Raw genomic sequence first — 15664 nt, forward strand, 5'->3', positions numbered from 1 at the left:
AAACAGCTGCTTTTAGCGCTTACTTTAGAGGTTGTCTTGATGAAGATTTCACGCGGTTTTGCCCTGTCCTGCCTGCTCAGCGTGGCCGCCGGCCCGGTGTTCGCCGCAGGTTTCAGCCTCGGTGACGTGGCCAACGCTGTTTCCGGCGCCCAGGGCAGTAATAACAAGGCGGCAGCCGCCGCGCCGAGTTCCGAGACTGCGGGTCTGTTGAGCGCCTTGACCTCGCAACTCAACGTCACCCCCGAACAAGCCGTAGGCGGCACCGGCGCCATGCTGGGCCTGGCCAAGAACCAACTGAGCGGCAGCGACTATTCCCAATTGGGCAAAAGCGTGCCCGGTCTTGACCAGCTGTCGGGCAGCAACTCCTTGGGTAGCCTCGGCGCCCTGAGCGGATTGCTCGGCCAGACCGGCGGCAGCAAGACCAGCGGCCTGGATGGCCTGCTGGGCAACGTGAAGAGTACCAATGACCTCAACACCGCGTTCAGCGCGTTGGGCATGGACAGTGGCATGGTGGGCCAGTTCGCGCCGGTGATCCTGCAGTACCTGGGCAGCCAGGGCGCCAGCACTTCCGTACTGGGCAAGCTGGCCCAGGCCTGGGGCACTGGCGGCTAACGCTGCTCGGCGCGCAGTTGCTCGATGCGCGCATCCTTCTCCGTCCAGAGCTGGTTCACCCAGTTCTGGACGGTCTGGCGAAACGCCGAATCATTCTCGTAATCGCCTTGCCACAGCGCCGGGTCCAGCTCGCGGGTTTGAATGTCGATGATCACTGTAGGCACCGCGCCGCTGATCAAATCCCAAAACCCCGGAATCTTCTCCTGTGGATAAACCACGGTGACGTCGAGGATCGCGTCCAGCTGTTCACCCATCGCCGCCAACACAAACGCCACGCCGCCCGCCTTGGGCTTGAGCAATCGCTTGAACGGCGAACCCTGCTGGTTGCGTTTGGCTTCGCTGAACCGCGTGCCCTCCAGGTAATTGACCACCGTCACCGGCTGGCGCTTGAACAGCTCACAGGCTTCTTTGGTGATCTTCAAATCCTGCCCCGCCAGTTCCGGGTGCTTGGCCAGGAACGCCTTGCTGTAGCGCTTCATGAACGGGTAATCCAGCGCCCACCAGGCCAGGCCCAGGAAAGGCACCCAGATCAGCTCTTTTTTCAGGAAAAATTTGAAGAACGGCGTGCGCCGGTTGAGGGCCTGGATCAGCGCCGGGATATCCACCCAGGATTGGTGGTTGCTGATGACCAAGTAGGAGGTGTCGGTGCGCAAGTCGCCGCCGCCGCGAATGTCCCATTGGGTGGGGATGCACAGGGCGAAGATGAGCTTGTCGATCTCGGCCCAGGTCTCGGCGATCCACATCACCGCCCACGACATCCAGTCGCGCGAGCGCCCGGGGGCCACCAGCTTGAGCAGGGCAAACACCAGCAAGGGGCCGATCAGCACCAGGGTGTTGAGCAACAGCAACAGTGAGACAAAACAGCCGGTGAGCAGGCGGCGCATAAGCAACTCTTGGATTCTTGTGGGCGGGCCATGATATGCAAGCTGAGTCTAGAGGCCAAATCGCAAAGCACCGTACGAATGTTTCACAATGTGGCCGGTATGGTTGAAGCGAGCTAACTAACCCGCGCTTTTGCGGTCTAGAATCCGCCTACTTCTTTCCGAGGAACTCACTTCGTGAAACTGCTATTTGCCTCGCTCGCTCTGGTCGCCTTGCCTGTCATGGCCGCCGAACCGACCCTCTACGGTCGCTACGAATACATCCAGTTGCCGGAGATCGGCGAGACCTTCAAGGCCAAGATGGACACCGGCGCCCTGACGGCTTCGCTGTCAGCGCGCAATATCGAGACCTTCCAGCGTGACGGCGACGACTGGGTGCGCTTCCGCCTCGGCGGCAAGGACGCCAGCGACAAGGTCTACGAACACAAGGTCGCGCGTATCAGCAAGATCAAGAGCCGCGCCGATGAAGACGACGACAAGGACGAAGCCAGCGTGGCCAAGCGCCCGGTGATCGACCTGGAGATGTGCCTGGGCAACGTCAAGCGCACCGTGGAGGTCAACCTTACCGACCGCAGCAGCTTCAACTACCCGCTGCTGATCGGCGCCAAGGCCCTGCGTGAATTTGGCGCTGCGGTGAACCCGGCCCGTCGGTACACTGCCGACAAACCGGACTGCTGACAGAGCCCCATGGCCCACATCCTGATTGTCGAAGACGAAGCGGCGATTGCCGACACGCTGATATTCGCCCTGCAAGGCGATGGTTTTACCACCACCTGGCTGAGCCTTGGCCAGGAGGCGCTGGCCCATCAGCGCCAGACCCCGGCCGACCTGATCATCCTCGACATCGGCCTGCCGGATATCACCGGCTTTGAAACCTGCAAGCAACTGCGCCGGTTCAGCGAAGTGCCGGTGATGTTCCTCAGCGCCCGGGATGGCGAGATCGACCGCGTGGTGGGGTTGGAAATCGGCGCCGACGATTACGTGGTCAAGCCGTTCAGCCCACGGGAAGTGGCGGCGCGGGTGCGGGCGATCCTCAAACGTGTCGGCCCAGGCGTGGCGCCCGCCGTTTTCCAGGTGGACCTTGAGCGCATGCAGATCAATTATCGCGGCCAACCCCTGAGCCTGACGCGGCATGAATTTCGCCTGCTGCAAAGCCTGCTGGAGCAGCCCGAACGGGTGTTCAGCCGCGAGCAATTATTGGACGCGGTAGGCGTGGCGGCCGATGCCGGTTACGAGCGCAATATCGACAGCCATATCAAAAGCCTGCGCAGCAAGCTGCGAGCCGTGGCCGCCGACGCCGAGCCGATCCAGACCCATCGCGGCCTGGGCTACAGCTACAGCCCGAGCCACAGCTGATGCGCCTGGGGCTGCGGATTTTCCTGGTGTATGCGCTGTTTATCGGCCTCACCGGCTACTTTGTGCTTAGCACGGTGATGAAGGAAATCCGCCCCGGCGTGCGCCAGTCCACCGAAGAAACCCTGGTGGACACCGCCAACCTATTGGCCGAGATCCTGCGCGATGACGTGAAGAACGGCACTCTCGGACAGAGTCACTGGCCCGAACTGCTCAAGGCCTATGGCAACCGTCAACCGGGGGCGACTATCTGGGGCTTGCCGAAAAACCAGGTCAACCACCGTATCTATGTGACCGACGCCAAGGGCATCGTGCTGCTGGACTCCACCGGCGAAGCGGTGGGCCAGGATTATTCCAAGTGGAACGACGTGTACCTGACCCTGCGCGGCGAATACGGCGCGCGCTCCACCCGTAGCGAGGCGGATGACGCCACGTCTTCAGTGATGCACGTGGGCGCGCCGATCCGCGATAACGGTCAGATCATCGGCGTGGTCACCGTGGCCAAGCCCAACAGCTCGTTGCAGCCGTATGTGGACCGCACCGAGCGGCGCTTGCTGTGGTACGGCGCCGGGCTGGTGGTGCTGGGCCTGTTGCTTGGTGCCTTGCTGTCGTGGTGGTTGAGCGTGGCGCTGCGACGGCTCACGGCTTACGCAGAGGCGGTCAGCGAAGGCCGGCGTGCCGAGTTGCCCCATTACCGTGGCGGTGAGCTGAAGCAGCTGTCCACCGCCGTGGAACACATGCGCACGCAGTTGGAAGGCAAGGCCTACGTCGAACACTACGTACACACCCTGACCCACGAATTAAAAAGCCCACTCGCGGCGATTCGCGGCGCGGCGGAGCTGTTGCAGGGCGACATGAGCCGGGAGCAGCAGCAGCGCTTTGTCGGCAACATCGACAGCGAAAGCGCGCGCCTGCAACAGTTGATCGAGCGCCTGCTGAACCTGGCGCAGGTGGAGCAACGCCAGGGTCTGGAGGAGCAGGCGAGTATCCCGTTGGCAGCGATGGTCGAGGAGGTACTCAAGGCTCAATGTGCGCGAATCGAACGGGCAGGCTTACAGGTCGAGCAGAGCATTGCCGCTGATGTGAAGGTATACGGCGAGCCCTTCCTATTGCGTCAGGCCTTGGGCAATCTGCTGGACAACGCGCTGGATTTCACCCCGCCTGGCGGCACGTTGAAGTTCAGTGCACAAGCGCTGCATAACGATGTGCACGTCAGCCTGTTCAACCAGGCCGCAGCCATTCCCGACTACGCCCTGCCGCGCCTGAGCGAGCGCTTCTACTCGCTGCCACGCCCGGCCAGCGGGCGCAAAAGCACCGGCTTGGGCCTTAATTTTGTCGAGGAAGTGATGAAACTGCACGGCGGCGCGTTGCAGATCGGCAACGTCCCCGGCGGGGTGCAAGTGGTGCTGCATCTGCACACAATCTCCACATTGCCCACATAAATCCCCCACACAGGCTGCCCAGACTCTGCCCATCAAAACAGGGAGAGTCCCATGAACCGCAATCTGTTTTTAAAACTCGGCGCGATTGCGCTGCTGATGCTGGTATTGCTGATTCCATTGCTGATGATCAACGGCATCATCGGTGATCGCCAGCAAACCCGCGACGCTGTGTTGGAGGATATTGCCCGCAGTTCCAGCTACGCCCAGCACCTCACCGGGCCGGTGATGGTGGTGCCGTATCGCAAGACCGTGCGCGAGTGGAAGCTCAACGAAAAGCTCAATAAACGCTACGAAGAAACCCGTGAAGAGCGCGGTCGTTTGTACTTCCTGCCGGACCGTTTTGAGCTCGATGGCAAGGTGCAGACCGAACTGCGTGCACGGGGTATCTACCAGGCACGGTTGTTCCATGCCGACAACCGCATCAGCGGTCGTTTTGAGGTGCCTGCGCAGTTGGGCATCACCGAAGACTTTGCCGATTACCGTTTTGATCCAGCGTTTCTGGCGGTGGGCATCAGCGATATTCGCGGCATCGAAAACGCGCTGAAGCTTGAACTGGGCAGCCAGCAGTTGGAGTTCGAACCGGGCTCCCAAGTGGACTGGCTGGGTGAAGGCGTACACGTGGGGTTGCCGCAACAGGACATCAAGAAACCCTACGTGGTGGACTTCGCCTTCGACCTGCGCCTGCAAGGTACTGAGCAACTGCAAGTGGTACCGGTGGGCAAGATCAGCCAGGTGTCGCTGGCCTCCAACTGGCCGCACCCCAGCTTTGTCGGCAACTTCCTGCCGGCCCAGCGTGAAGTCACCGACGCAGGCTTTACCGCCAATTGGCAAACCACCTTTTTCTCCACCAACCTCGAGCAAGCCCTGCAAAGCTGCCTGGACGGGCAAGGCTGCAAGGACTTCAAGAACCGCAGCTTTGGCGTCAACTTCATCGACCCGGTGGACCAGTACCTCAAGAGCGACCGTGCGATCAAATACGCGCTGCTGTTCATCGCCCTGACGTTTGCCGGCTTCTTCTTGTTCGAAGTGTTGAAGAGTCTTGCAGTGCACCCGGTGCAGTACGCGCTGGTGGGCTTTGCCCTGGCGTTTTTCTACCTGTTGCTGCTGTCGTTGTCCGAGCACATAGGCTTTGCCTTGGCCTACCTCGTCTCTGCGGGTGCCTGTGTGTTGTTGATCGGTTTCTACGTGTGCCATGTGCTGCGCAGCATCAGCCACGGCTTGGGTTTTTCGGCGGGGTTGGCGGCGTTGTATGGCTTGTTGTACGGGCTGTTGAGCGCCGAGGATTACGCGCTGCTGATGGGCTCGCTGTTGCTGTTTGGCTTGCTGGGGACGGTGATGGTGCTGACGCGCAAACTGGATTGGTATGGGGTGGGCAAGCGTAAGACGGTGGAGCCGTTGCAGTTTGACCTGGAGGCGGTGCAATGATTGGGTTGCGTGAGGATCAGCGGGTGAAGGAGAGGCTGGTCAGCTTTCTCAACAACGCCGCCGCACAATGTGGGAGCGGGCTTGCTCGCGAATGCGGTCTATCAGAAAAAAATTCATTGACTGACCCACCGCTTTCGCGAGCAAGCCCGCTCCCACATTGGATCGCGGTGGATTTTAGGCCGGGGGCTGGGTCTGCTGCATCGAAGGACGCTGGCTGACTTCGGCGTACCAAGTGGCAAGCTTGGGGGTGTCCAACCGCCATTGCATGTCCGGATGGCGGAAATCCAGGTAACCCAAGGCACACGCCACGCTGATGGCGGCGATGTCGAAGTGGCTGGTCAGCTCGGCGATGGCATCCGCCTCCAACTCGGCGAGGCTGCGACGGATCTTGTTACGTTGCTCGTCGAGCCACTGATCCCAATGTTTCTCCACCGGGCGCAGGGCGCTTTCGTAGCGCACCAGCACGGCGGCATCCATGATGCCGTCGGCCAGCGAGGCCAGGGTCAGGCGCCGCCAGCGGGCCGAGCCGTCGCGGGGGATCAGCGGGTTGCCCACGTGCTGGTGGTCGAAGTAGTCGAGGATCACCCGGCTATCGTGCAGTACCGAGCCATCCGCCAGGCGCAGCGCAGGGATCTTGCCCACGGGGTTGCCTTGCACCACATCGGCGTCCGGGTTGACCGGTGTCGGCATGCAGGCTTGCAGGGTCACGCGGTCTTGCTGGCCGGTTTCCAGCAGCAGCACGCGGACTTTGCGTACAAAGGGCGAAGCGGGGTTGTGGAACAAGGTCATGCTGGGGGCGGACATGGGCATTCCTCAGTTTGGGCAGTGGCTAGCCTAGAGACATTGAGGGTGTTTTTGAAGGCCTCATCGCGGGCAAGCCCGGCTCCCACAGGGGAATGCATTCCAAGGTGGGAGCTGGCTTGCCTGCGATGAGGGCCTCAGCCGCGCCGCCCGAACAACGCCAAAGTGCCAATCACAGCAGGAACCCCCAACCCCACCCAACTCAACGAATCCCACCACCCATCCCCCAGCAACGCCGCAAACAACCCGGCGGCACTGAGCAGGCCAATCCCCAGTGGGATCCCGAACACCTTCCAGAAACTCGACTGACGTGGCTTCATGTTTTGCGCCTGACAATCCACAGGTAAACCCCACTGCCCAGCACAATGATGGTCAGCACATCCAGCACCGCCCATAAGATCTTCATCGGCATGCCGCCATAGTCGCCAAAGTGCAGCGGCTGGGACATGCCCATGGCGTCCATGTACCACGGCCGTTCGGCGATGGCGGTGACGGCCAGGGTGCTGGCGTCGATCAGCACCGGGGTGAGCAGGTGCGAGGTGAGGTGGGTGCTGCCCTTCATGAACACCGCGTAGTGGTGCTCGCTGGAAAAGCGTGTGCCGGGGAAGGCGATAAAGTCCGGCTCCATGCCGGGCGCGGCCTTGGCGGCGATGCTCAGCAGCTCGCTGGCAGGTGCACGCTGGGTCAACGGCGGCGCATTTTTGTAAGGCTCGATCATGGCGCTGAGGCTGTCCTGGCGCCAGGCAGCGATAATCAGGTCGGCGCACGCACTGATCACGCCGGTCACGCCCACCACCAACGCCCAAGTGAGGGTAACCACGCCGATCAGGTTATGCAGGTCGAGCCAGCGCAGGCGCGTGGACTTGTCCTGGCGCACGGTGGCGAACTTCAAGCGGCGCATAAAGGGCAGGTACAACACCGTGCCCGAGACAATCGCCAGCACAAACAAAATACCCATGAACGCCAACAGCAACTTGCCCGGCAAGCCGGCAAACATATCCACATGCAGGCGCAGCAGGAACAGGGTGAATCCGCCATTGGCCGATGGCATCTCCACCGCGTCGCCGGTGCGGGCATCGAGCATGAAGGTGTGGGATGAGTTGGGTTCGGTCCCGGCGGTGGCGGCCATGATCGCGATCACGCCGTTCTGGTCGTCCTCGTCCCAGGCCAGGTACTGCATGGCTTCGCCAGGGCGATGGGCCTGGGCTTTGGCAACCAGCTGCTCCAGGTTGAGCTGTGGGGTGCCTGCGGGCATCTGCGCCAGTTGAGGCTCGTTGCCCAGCAGGTGGTCGATCTCGTGGTGAAACACCAACGGCAGGCCGGTGAGGGCGAGCAGCAGCAGGAACACCGTGCAGATCAGGCTGGTCCAGGTGTGGATGAAGGACCAACGGCGGATGGTTTTGCTTTTCATTTTCTAGCCTTCAGACACACCAAAGCCGCCCATGGAAGGCGGCCTGGTGATTAACTCAGCCGTTTACCACTGGTAAGTGGCGCTGGCGACGACGCTACGTTGGTCACCGAAGTAGCAGTAGTTGCCATCACAGGTGGACAGGTAGTCCTTGTTGAACAGGTTGGTGGCGTTCAGTTTCACCGAAGCGCCCTTGAGGCTGTTATCCAGGCGACCCAAGTCGTAATGCACCGAGCCGTCGAACACGGTGTAGGCGTTGGCCTTACCGGTCCAGGTGTTGGCCTGGTCGCCGTAGGTGTTGCCGGTGTAGCGCGCACCAAAGCCAATGCCGAAACCGTCGAGCGGGCCGGTGTGCCAAGTGTAGTCAGTCCACAGCGAGGCTTGTTGGTTCGGGATCAGTTGCAGGCGGTTGCCTTTGTAGATGCCGGTTTGTACTTCTGATTTGGCCAGGGTGTAGGCGGCGATGACCTTGAGGTTCTCGGTTACATCAGACACCGCTTCCAGTTCCAGGCCCTTGACCTTCACTTCACCGGCTTGGTCGGTGATGGACTCGCCGCCCGAGCCGATACGGGTTACCAGCACGTTTTTCTGGGTCAGGTCATACACGGCGGCACTCAGCAGGGTGTTTGAGCCTGGAGGTTGGTACTTGATCCCCAATTCCCACTGTTTGCCTTCGGTGGGTTTGTAAGAAATGAGCGGGTTCACGCTGGCATTGCTCGCCGGTTGGAATGATTCGGCATAGGACAGGTACGGCACAAAGCCGGAATCGAACACATAGCTGAGGGCAGCGTTGCCGCTGAAGTTCTTGCTGCGGTCGGTATTGGTCGCATCCAGCTTGTTGAAGTAGGTGGTGCCTTGGTGCACCCAGTCTTCACGACCACCCAGGGTCAGGCGCCAGTTGTCCAAGGCCATCTGGTCCTGGACGTAGAGGCCGGTCTGCACGGTTTTCTGGTTGTAGTCGTAATACGGCGTGACGCCGACCGGGCGCAGGGTCGGCGTGGTATTGACCGGGTTGTAAATGTTGATGCTTGAGGCAGTGCCGTAGATTGTCCGGAACGAGGTGTCGGTGCGCTGGTGGTCCAGGCCGAGCAGCACGGTGTGGGTGATGTCGCCGGTTGCGAAGTCAGCCTGGAAGTTGTTGTCCACCGCGAACTGGCCGATGTTCTCGTCAACGTTGGTGGTCGTACGGCCGATATTGCCCGCAGCATCCGCGGGGAAGTAGGCGTAAGAGGCCACGGTCAACTGCTGGAACGACAGCTCCGACTTGGTGTAGCGCAGGTTTTGCTTGAATTGCCAGGTATCGTTGAAGCGATGTTCGAACGCATAGCCCAGCGCGTAATAAGTACGGTCGTAGAACTCGTAATCCGGATCGCCGAGGTTCTTGTGGTGCGACACCTCGCCTAACGACGATTTGATCTTGGTGCCCTGGATCGGCATGAACTGGCTGGTGGTGCCGGTATCGTCACGGGTGAACTGCGATAGGAAGGTCAGCTTGGTGTCGGGGTCGATGTTCCAGGTCAGGCTCGGCGCGATGTTGTAGCGCTTGTTGTCGATGTGGTCGACCTGGGTGCCGGCATCCCGCACCACACCGCTGACGCCGTAGAGAAACTGGCCTTCATCGTCAATCTTGCCGGTGCTGGCGAAGTTGATCTGGCGGTAGTTGTCACTGCCGTATTGCACCTGGATGGCGTTGCTCGACTCGGCACTGGGACGGCGGCTGACCATGTCCAGCAGGCCGCCCGGTGGTGTCTGGCCATAGACCGACGAGGCTGGGCCGCGCAGCAGGGCGAGGCGGTCGAGGTTCCAGGTCTCGGCTTTGGGGTTGGCATACACGCCGCGAGGCAGGGGCAGGCCATCGAGGAATTGGGTGGGCTCGAAGCCACGTACGCGCATCCAGTCGTAGCGGGTGTCGCTGCCGTAGCTGGCGGAGACGATACCGGGCATGTATTTGACGGCGTCATCGAGGTTCTGGACGTTACGGTCCAGCATCTGTTCGCGGGTGGCGACGGAAATCGAGCGCGGCGCTTCGACCAGCGCAGTGTCGGTCTTGGTGCCGGCAGCGGTGCGGCTGGCCAGGTAGCCTTGCACCGGGCCCCAGGCGCTCTCCTGATTGCCCTCTTGGCCTGTGATGTTGGTGACCGGCAGCGCCATCACACCCTCCGCAATTGCCACCAACGTATAAGTCCCGGCACTGCTCTGCTCCAGCTGCAAACCCGTGCCACGCAACGCTTCCCGCAGCGCACCCGGTGCATCGAACTGGCCCTGCACCGGCGCCGAAGTCTTGCCTGCCGCCAGCGCTGGGTTGAGGGTCAGCGCCAGGCCTGCCTGGCTGGCGATCTGGTTCAGGGTGCTGGCCAACGGTGCGGCCGGCAGGTTGTAGGCGCGCACGCTGGACGTTTGTTCCGCGGCGATCAGCAAGGGGCTGGCCAGCGGGGCGCTGAGGGCGATGGCCACGGCTAACAGGCTGGGGCGCAACAGGGTGTCTAGCGTGCGGGACATGGGGCGGCTCCTGAATGGAAATATTTCTCAATTGCCTAGGTGCCGGACGAGAATGGAAAAGTGATAGGGCAGGGTGGAAATATTTTTTGCCTTGGGGTTTTTAGAGTGTTCTGGAGGGCCTCTTCGCGAGCAAGCCCGCTCCCACAGTTGACCCCATTGAGTCAGGTAGAACTCGGTCGAATGTGGGAGCGGGCTTGTTCGCGAAAGCGATCACCCAGGCACCACAAAACCTAAGGCTTGGCACTCACTGTCACCCACCACGGCGTGTGCTGCTCAATCTGCACCGGCAATGTGGGCAGCAGGGCATTCAACGCCAGGGTGGTGTCATGCAGCGGGAAGCTGCCGGTAATGCGCAAATCGGCCACGTTTTTATCCACACCCAGGTACCCGGTGCGATAGCGCGCCAGCTCGGCAACCACATCCCCCAGGCGGGCGTTGTCTACCACCAGCATGCCGCGGGTCCAGGCATCGGTGGCCGGGGTGACGGCGAGCGCAGGGCCGAGGCCATCGCTGCGCATTAGCACTTGCTGGCCTTCCTTGAAGATTTGCTCGTGCTGCAGCGCCTCAGGTTGAGCGCCCACCGCTGATTGCAGCACGCTCAAGCGTGTAGCGTCGTCTTCGCGCTTGACGATAAACCGCGTCCCCAGCGCCCGCAGGTTGCCGTCGCGGGTTTGCACGTAGAACGGCCGCGCATCGTTGTGGCCGGTCTCCACCAGAATCTCGCCTTCTTGCAACACGATCAGCCGGCGTTTTTCATCAAACCGCACGTCGATGGCGCTGTGGGTGTTGAGGTTGATCAGTGTGCCGTCCGCCAGTTTCAGCGTGCGCTGCTCGCCGGTGGCGGTGCGCTGGTCGGCCAGCCAATAGTGGATCGGCACATAGCGTTCACCGGCAAACAACGCCAGGCCTATCAGCAGGGCGATACTCGCTAAGCCGCTGCCGAGTTTGCGCACCCGTTGACGAATACCTTCGCGTGACTGCAACAAGGCGACCCGCGCCGGGCCGCAGGCCACGCTGAAACGCCGGTCGAGCATGCCCAGTTGGCGCCACGCCCGGGCGTGTTCCTCATCGCTGGCCAGCCATTTGTCGAACTCCTCCTGTTCCACCGCGCTGCCGTCACCTGAATCCAGGGACAGTTGCCAGGCAATCGCGGCGTCCAGCACGCGGGACGAGACGGGGCGGGAACTGACCACGGTCACTGCGGCTCGCCGTACAGGGCGATGTAGCACTGGCGAATACCCTGGGCCAGGTACTGGCGCACGCGGGGCACCGACACGCCGAGGCGCTGGGCGATGTCGGCGTGGCCCATGCCGTCGAGGCGGTTATAAAGGAAGGCGGCGCGGGCCTTGCTCGACAGCTTGCCCAGCAGGCGGTCGATGGCCTTGAGGTCTTCGAGGATCAGTTGCTGTTCTTCGGGCGAGGGCTGCTCGCTTTCCGGGATCAGCATCAACTCGGTGAGGTAGGCCTGTTCCAGCGCGGCGCGACGGAAGTAGTCGAACAGCAGGCCCTTGGCGATGGCCACCAGAAAGGCCCGTGGCTCGCGAGGTTCGCGCAACTCGTCACGGCCCAGCAGGCGCATGAAGGTGTCCTGGCTCAGGTCTTCGGCGCGGCTCGGGCAGGCCACATTGCGCCGCAGCCAACCCAGCAGCCAGCCACGATGGTCGCGATACAACGCGCCAACCAGCTCACTGTGTGGGTTTGGGACCGACGACAAGGCTTCACCGAATAAACAAGAGGTTTAAACTAACGAGAATTATTCGCGATTGTGTCAGGGCCGCAGAGTGGGCGCAATGGGCGTTTGTCGGGTGATGAGATTAAAACGATGGCGCCTGTTTACGCCGTTTCCATTGGCTCAAACGCTCCTGCAACGCCTGTGGCGTGTCGATATGCTGGTGGCGCGCACGGCTGAGCAGGATCAGCATCAGCTCGGCCGTAGCCAGGGCGTCGGCGCTGGCGTGGTGACGTTCGCCCACGTGCAGGTTGAAGTGGTTGATCCAGTCGTCCAGCCCGGCTTCGCGAATGTGGGCCTCGGGGCATAGCAGCGGGGCAATATCGGCAACATCCAGAAACGGATGGGCCAGGCGATAGCCCAGGCTGTCCTTGAGCGCCCGACACAGCATGTGCTGGTCGAACGGCGCGTGGAACGCCAGCAACGGGCTGTCGCCGACAAACGCCATGAAGTCCAGCAACGCCTCCACTGGATCGCTGCCGGCGGCAATGGCACTGGGTCCCAGGCCGTGAATCAACACACTGGGGCTCAGTTTGGTTTCGGCCCGTTGCAGGGTGCGCTCGAACATTTGGGCGAAATCCACGGCGCCGTCCTCGATCACCACGGCGCCGATGGACAGCACCTGGTCACGGTTGAGGTTCAGGCCGCTGGTTTCCAGATCGACCACCACCCAGCGCTGGCTACGCAAGGAACCGTCGCCCAATGCGGCGGGCTTGGGCAACTGTGCAAGGCGTTGCTGTTGCGTGGTGTCGAGTCCCGGTTTTTTCGCACGCAACCAGTTGAACCAACTCACAGCTGATACCGCAACGTCAGGCTGCTTTGCAGGCGCTGGGCCTGGCGCAGGGATTCACGCAGGATGCGCCGGTCCAAGTGGTTGAGGCTGTCGGGGTCGACACGGTTGGAATACGGCTGGTTCTCGCGGGTTTGCAGTTGGTGCTGCTGCATGCGGGTTTGCTGGATAAAGTGATACGCCTCCTCATAGGCCGCGCCATCCAGGGGCTCGATGACTTCCTTGACCACCAGTTGGCGCAGGCGCTCCAGGGTGTTGTTGGTGTGGATGCCATTGGCCAGGGCCAGCAAGCGTGCACCGTCCACAAAGGGGGTGAGGCCCTGCACTTTTAGATCCAGAGTGGCCTTTTCGCCGCCTTTACGCGTGAGCACAAACTCGCGGAAACGTCCTACAGGTGGGCGCTGGCGCAACGCGTTCTCGGCCAGCATGCGTTGGAACAGGCGGTTATCCCCCACCTGGTCGAGAATGCCCTGGCGCAGTTGTTCGCAGCCACGTTCATCGCCCCACACCACCCGCAGGTCAAAATAGATACTGGAACCCAGCAGATTCTCCGGCGTGGCCTCGCGAATAAACGCTGCGAAACGCCGCGCCCATTCCGCCCGTGACAGGCACAGCTCGGGGTTGCCGGCCATGATATTGCCTTTGCACAGGCTGAACCCGCATAGCGCCAGGCTCTGGTTGATCTGCTGGGCCAGCGGCAGCAGGCGCGCTCGGATCGCAGCGGCTTCGGCGGCGTCCTTGGCCTCAAACAGGATGCCGTTGTCTTGGTCGGTATACAGCGTTTGTTCGCGGCGGCCTTCGCTGCCGAAACACAGCCAACTGAACGGCACGCCGGGGTCGCCTTTTTCCGCCAGGGTCAGCTCGATCACCCGGCACACGGTGTGATCGTTGAGCAAGGTAATGATGTGGGTGATCTGGGTCGACGAAGCTCCATGGGCCAGCATGCGTTCCACCAACTGGCCGATCTCGCCGCGCATGGCTACCAGGTTTTCGACCCTGGGCGCATTGCGGATGGTGCGGGCCAGGTGCACGAGGTCGACCCGTTGCAGGGAAAACAAATCACGCTCCGACACCACGCCACACAGGCGTTGTTCTTTGACCAGGCACACGTGGGCGATATGCCGTTCGGTCATGGCAATCGCGGCGTCGAAGGCGCTGTGGTCCGGGGTCAGGAAGAACGGCGCCTGGGTCATATGGCCGTCGATGGCCTGGTTGAAATCACTGGTGCCATCGGCTACCACCTGGCGCAGGTCGCGCAGGGTGAAAATCCCCAGGGGCGCCTTGTGCTCGTCAACGATCACTATGCTGCCCACCTGCTGCTCATGCATCAGCGTGACCGCTTCGCGCAATGGTGTGTGCGGGCCGCAGGTGACCGGGTGACGCATGGCCAACTCGCCCAGGCGGGTGTTCAGGGAGTACTGGGTGCCGAGGGTTTCCACGGCTTTTTGCTGCACCTGCTGGTTGACCTGGTCCAGCAGGCTGCTGACGCCACGCAGGGCAAAGTCGCGAAACGGGCTGGAGAGGGCGAACAGCTTGATAAACGCCGGCTTGTTCAGTTGCAGGCAGAACGTGTCTTCAGCGGCTTTATGCTCGGTGCGGGTGGCGCGCTCACCCAGCAAGGCGGCGAGGGGAAAGCATTCGCCGGTGGTGATCTCGAAGGTGGTCTCGGATGAGTCCGGCCGTTCGCCGACGACCCGGCCCTGCTTGACGATGTAGAAATGCTCAACCGGGCCGCCCGATGGCTTGAGGATGCTCTCGCCGGGGCCGAAGAAACGCAGTTGGCACTGTTCCACCAGAAACGCCAGGTGGGCGTTTTCCATCTGGTTGAACGGCGGGAAGCGTTGCAGGAACTGTAGGGTGCCGTGGATGTTCTGCAAGACAGCAGTTTTCCCCGCCCGGGCGAAGGCATCAGCTTTACTCATAACCATGACCGCATTTTTTTGTCGTTATCGTGCCTCATGGTCGACTCCTGCAAGGCAGGTGCCCATTGGACGTAAGTCTAGGTCGATACAAAGGGCCTATACCTAGGGAAAAACCTTACATCACTATCGTCCAAACCCCGTGGAACGCCCACTAGGCAAACTTTCCGACGAAGTGCACATTGTTCGCCCTTCCGCAGATGTCTGACGAGTGTGCTGGGAGATTGATGAGAACTGCTGAGAACCGTATGTCCGACCACGATATTTTGAGTGATGCCGAGCGCGAGGCGCTGAGCGCCGTGATGCTGGAGCCTGATTTACCGCCGCAACGGGTGTTGATCGTCGACGACGACAAGGACGCCCGTGAACTGCTGGCGGAAATCCTGGGGCTGGACGGTATTCGCTGCATGACCGCCGACAGTGGTGAGTCAGCGTGGGGCCTGTTGCAGTCCAGCAGTTCGATTGGCTTGCTCATCACCGACCTGCGCATGGCGCCGAGCAATGGCCTGGAGCTTATCCGCCAGGTGCGCAGCTCTACGCGGGCGGCGCTGCCGATCATCGTTATGTCGGGGGACGCCGAGGCGCCGGATGTGATCGACGCGATGCATTTGAGCGTGGTGGATTTTTTGCTCAAGCCGATTGATAGCGTGAAGTTGGCGAAGCTGGTGAAGCGGGAGTTGGGGATGGCGTCCTGATTTTTTGGTGACTTTTAGGGCCTCATCGGGGGCAAGCCCCCTCCCACATTTGACTGCGTTCTATCTGGAAAAACGCGGTCGAATGTGGGAGCGGGCTTGCTCGCGAAAGC

The 15664-nt window shown here is 61.6% G+C and carries 15 protein-coding genes; 6 read left to right on the plus strand and 9 right to left on the minus strand.

The genetic code is table 11. The features are described from left to right. Positions 1-39: 39 nt before the first annotated feature. Positions 40-612 (plus strand): DUF2780 domain-containing protein, encoded by a 573-nt coding sequence (locus tag ACLD1Y_RS02595; protein ID WP_429475165.1) that lies wholly within the window; start codon positions 40-42, stop codon positions 610-612. On the opposite strand, the gene ACLD1Y_RS02600 is transcribed toward ACLD1Y_RS02595, so the two are convergent. Next, positions 609-1496, minus strand: coding sequence for an acyltransferase (locus ACLD1Y_RS02600; RefSeq protein ID WP_429475167.1), 888 nt, complete (start codon positions 1494-1496; stop codon positions 609-611). The two genes, ACLD1Y_RS02595 and ACLD1Y_RS02600, sit on opposite strands and share 4 nt — an antisense overlap. A gap of 174 nt (positions 1497-1670) precedes the next feature. Between ACLD1Y_RS02600 and ACLD1Y_RS02605 the strand changes: the two genes are divergently transcribed. From ACLD1Y_RS02605 to creD, 4 genes are read left to right on the plus strand one after another with little or no spacing between them, the layout of a single operon-like run. Beyond that, entirely contained in the window at positions 1671-2171 is a 501-nt protein-coding gene (locus tag ACLD1Y_RS02605) for an ATP-dependent zinc protease family protein (RefSeq protein ID WP_429475169.1), read from the plus strand. Between the two features lie 9 nt (positions 2172-2180). Further along, complete coding sequence (creB, locus tag ACLD1Y_RS02610) at positions 2181-2849, plus strand: two-component system response regulator CreB (protein ID WP_429475171.1); 669 nt, start codon at positions 2181-2183, stop codon at positions 2847-2849. Next, a complete protein-coding gene (creC, locus tag ACLD1Y_RS02615; RefSeq protein ID WP_429475173.1) occupies positions 2849-4288 on the plus strand; it encodes a two-component system sensor histidine kinase CreC in 1440 nt (479 codons plus the stop codon). Before creB ends, creC begins: the two co-directional genes overlap by 1 nt. A gap of 51 nt (positions 4289-4339) precedes the next feature. After that, positions 4340-5713, plus strand: a complete 1374-nt coding sequence (gene creD, locus ACLD1Y_RS02620) for a cell envelope integrity protein CreD (protein WP_429475175.1) — start codon at positions 4340-4342, stop codon at positions 5711-5713. 174 nt (positions 5714-5887) lie between these two features. Here creD and ACLD1Y_RS02625 read toward each other — a convergent pair whose 3' ends face one another. The 8 genes from ACLD1Y_RS02625 to ACLD1Y_RS02660 form a co-directional block, all read right to left on the minus strand. Continuing rightward, positions 5888-6517: a glutathione S-transferase N-terminal domain-containing protein gene (locus ACLD1Y_RS02625; RefSeq protein ID WP_429475177.1), complete on the minus strand. Its 630-nt coding sequence runs from the start codon at positions 6515-6517 to the stop codon at positions 5888-5890. A 134-nt stretch (positions 6518-6651) separates the two neighbouring features. Next, a complete protein-coding gene (locus ACLD1Y_RS02630; RefSeq protein ID WP_429475179.1) occupies positions 6652-6834 on the minus strand; it encodes a hypothetical protein in 183 nt (60 codons plus the stop codon). Continuing rightward, a complete protein-coding gene (locus ACLD1Y_RS02635) occupies positions 6831-7925 on the minus strand; it encodes a PepSY-associated TM helix domain-containing protein (RefSeq protein ID WP_429475181.1) in 1095 nt (364 codons plus the stop codon). The genes ACLD1Y_RS02630 and ACLD1Y_RS02635 overlap by 4 nt, the downstream gene beginning before the upstream one ends. A gap of 63 nt (positions 7926-7988) precedes the next feature. Continuing rightward, positions 7989-10421, minus strand: a complete 2433-nt coding sequence (locus ACLD1Y_RS02640; RefSeq protein WP_429475182.1) for a TonB-dependent siderophore receptor — start codon at positions 10419-10421, stop codon at positions 7989-7991. 230 nt (positions 10422-10651) lie between these two features. After that, positions 10652-11620 carry a FecR domain-containing protein gene (locus ACLD1Y_RS02645; RefSeq protein ID WP_429475184.1) on the minus strand — a complete coding sequence of 323 codons (969 nt, stop codon included), beginning with the start codon at positions 11618-11620 and terminating at the stop codon, positions 10652-10654. Next, the gene (locus ACLD1Y_RS02650) at positions 11617-12135 is read right to left on the minus strand and encodes an RNA polymerase sigma factor (protein WP_429475186.1); all 519 of its coding nucleotides are present in this window, start codon (positions 12133-12135) and stop codon (positions 11617-11619) included. Before ACLD1Y_RS02650 ends, ACLD1Y_RS02645 begins: the two co-directional genes overlap by 4 nt. 100 nt (positions 12136-12235) lie before the next feature. Then, positions 12236-12943, minus strand: coding sequence for a 3'-5' exonuclease (locus ACLD1Y_RS02655; RefSeq protein ID WP_429475188.1), 708 nt, complete (start codon positions 12941-12943; stop codon positions 12236-12238). Next, entirely contained in the window at positions 12940-14862 is a 1923-nt protein-coding gene (locus tag ACLD1Y_RS02660; protein ID WP_429475190.1) for a putative nucleotidyltransferase substrate binding domain-containing protein, read from the minus strand. The genes ACLD1Y_RS02655 and ACLD1Y_RS02660 overlap by 4 nt, the downstream gene beginning before the upstream one ends. Positions 14863-15107: 245 nt before the next feature. Here ACLD1Y_RS02660 and ACLD1Y_RS02665 point away from each other — a divergent pair, with 245 nt between their 5' ends. Then, positions 15108-15554 (plus strand): response regulator, encoded by a 447-nt coding sequence (locus tag ACLD1Y_RS02665; RefSeq protein WP_429475192.1) that lies wholly within the window; start codon positions 15108-15110, stop codon positions 15552-15554. The last annotated feature ends 110 nt before the right edge of the window (positions 15555-15664 follow it).

The organism is Pseudomonas sp. 18175 (assembly GCF_050432925.1).
In the GTDB taxonomy this organism is placed as follows: Bacteria; Pseudomonadota; Gammaproteobacteria; order Pseudomonadales; family Pseudomonadaceae; genus Aquipseudomonas.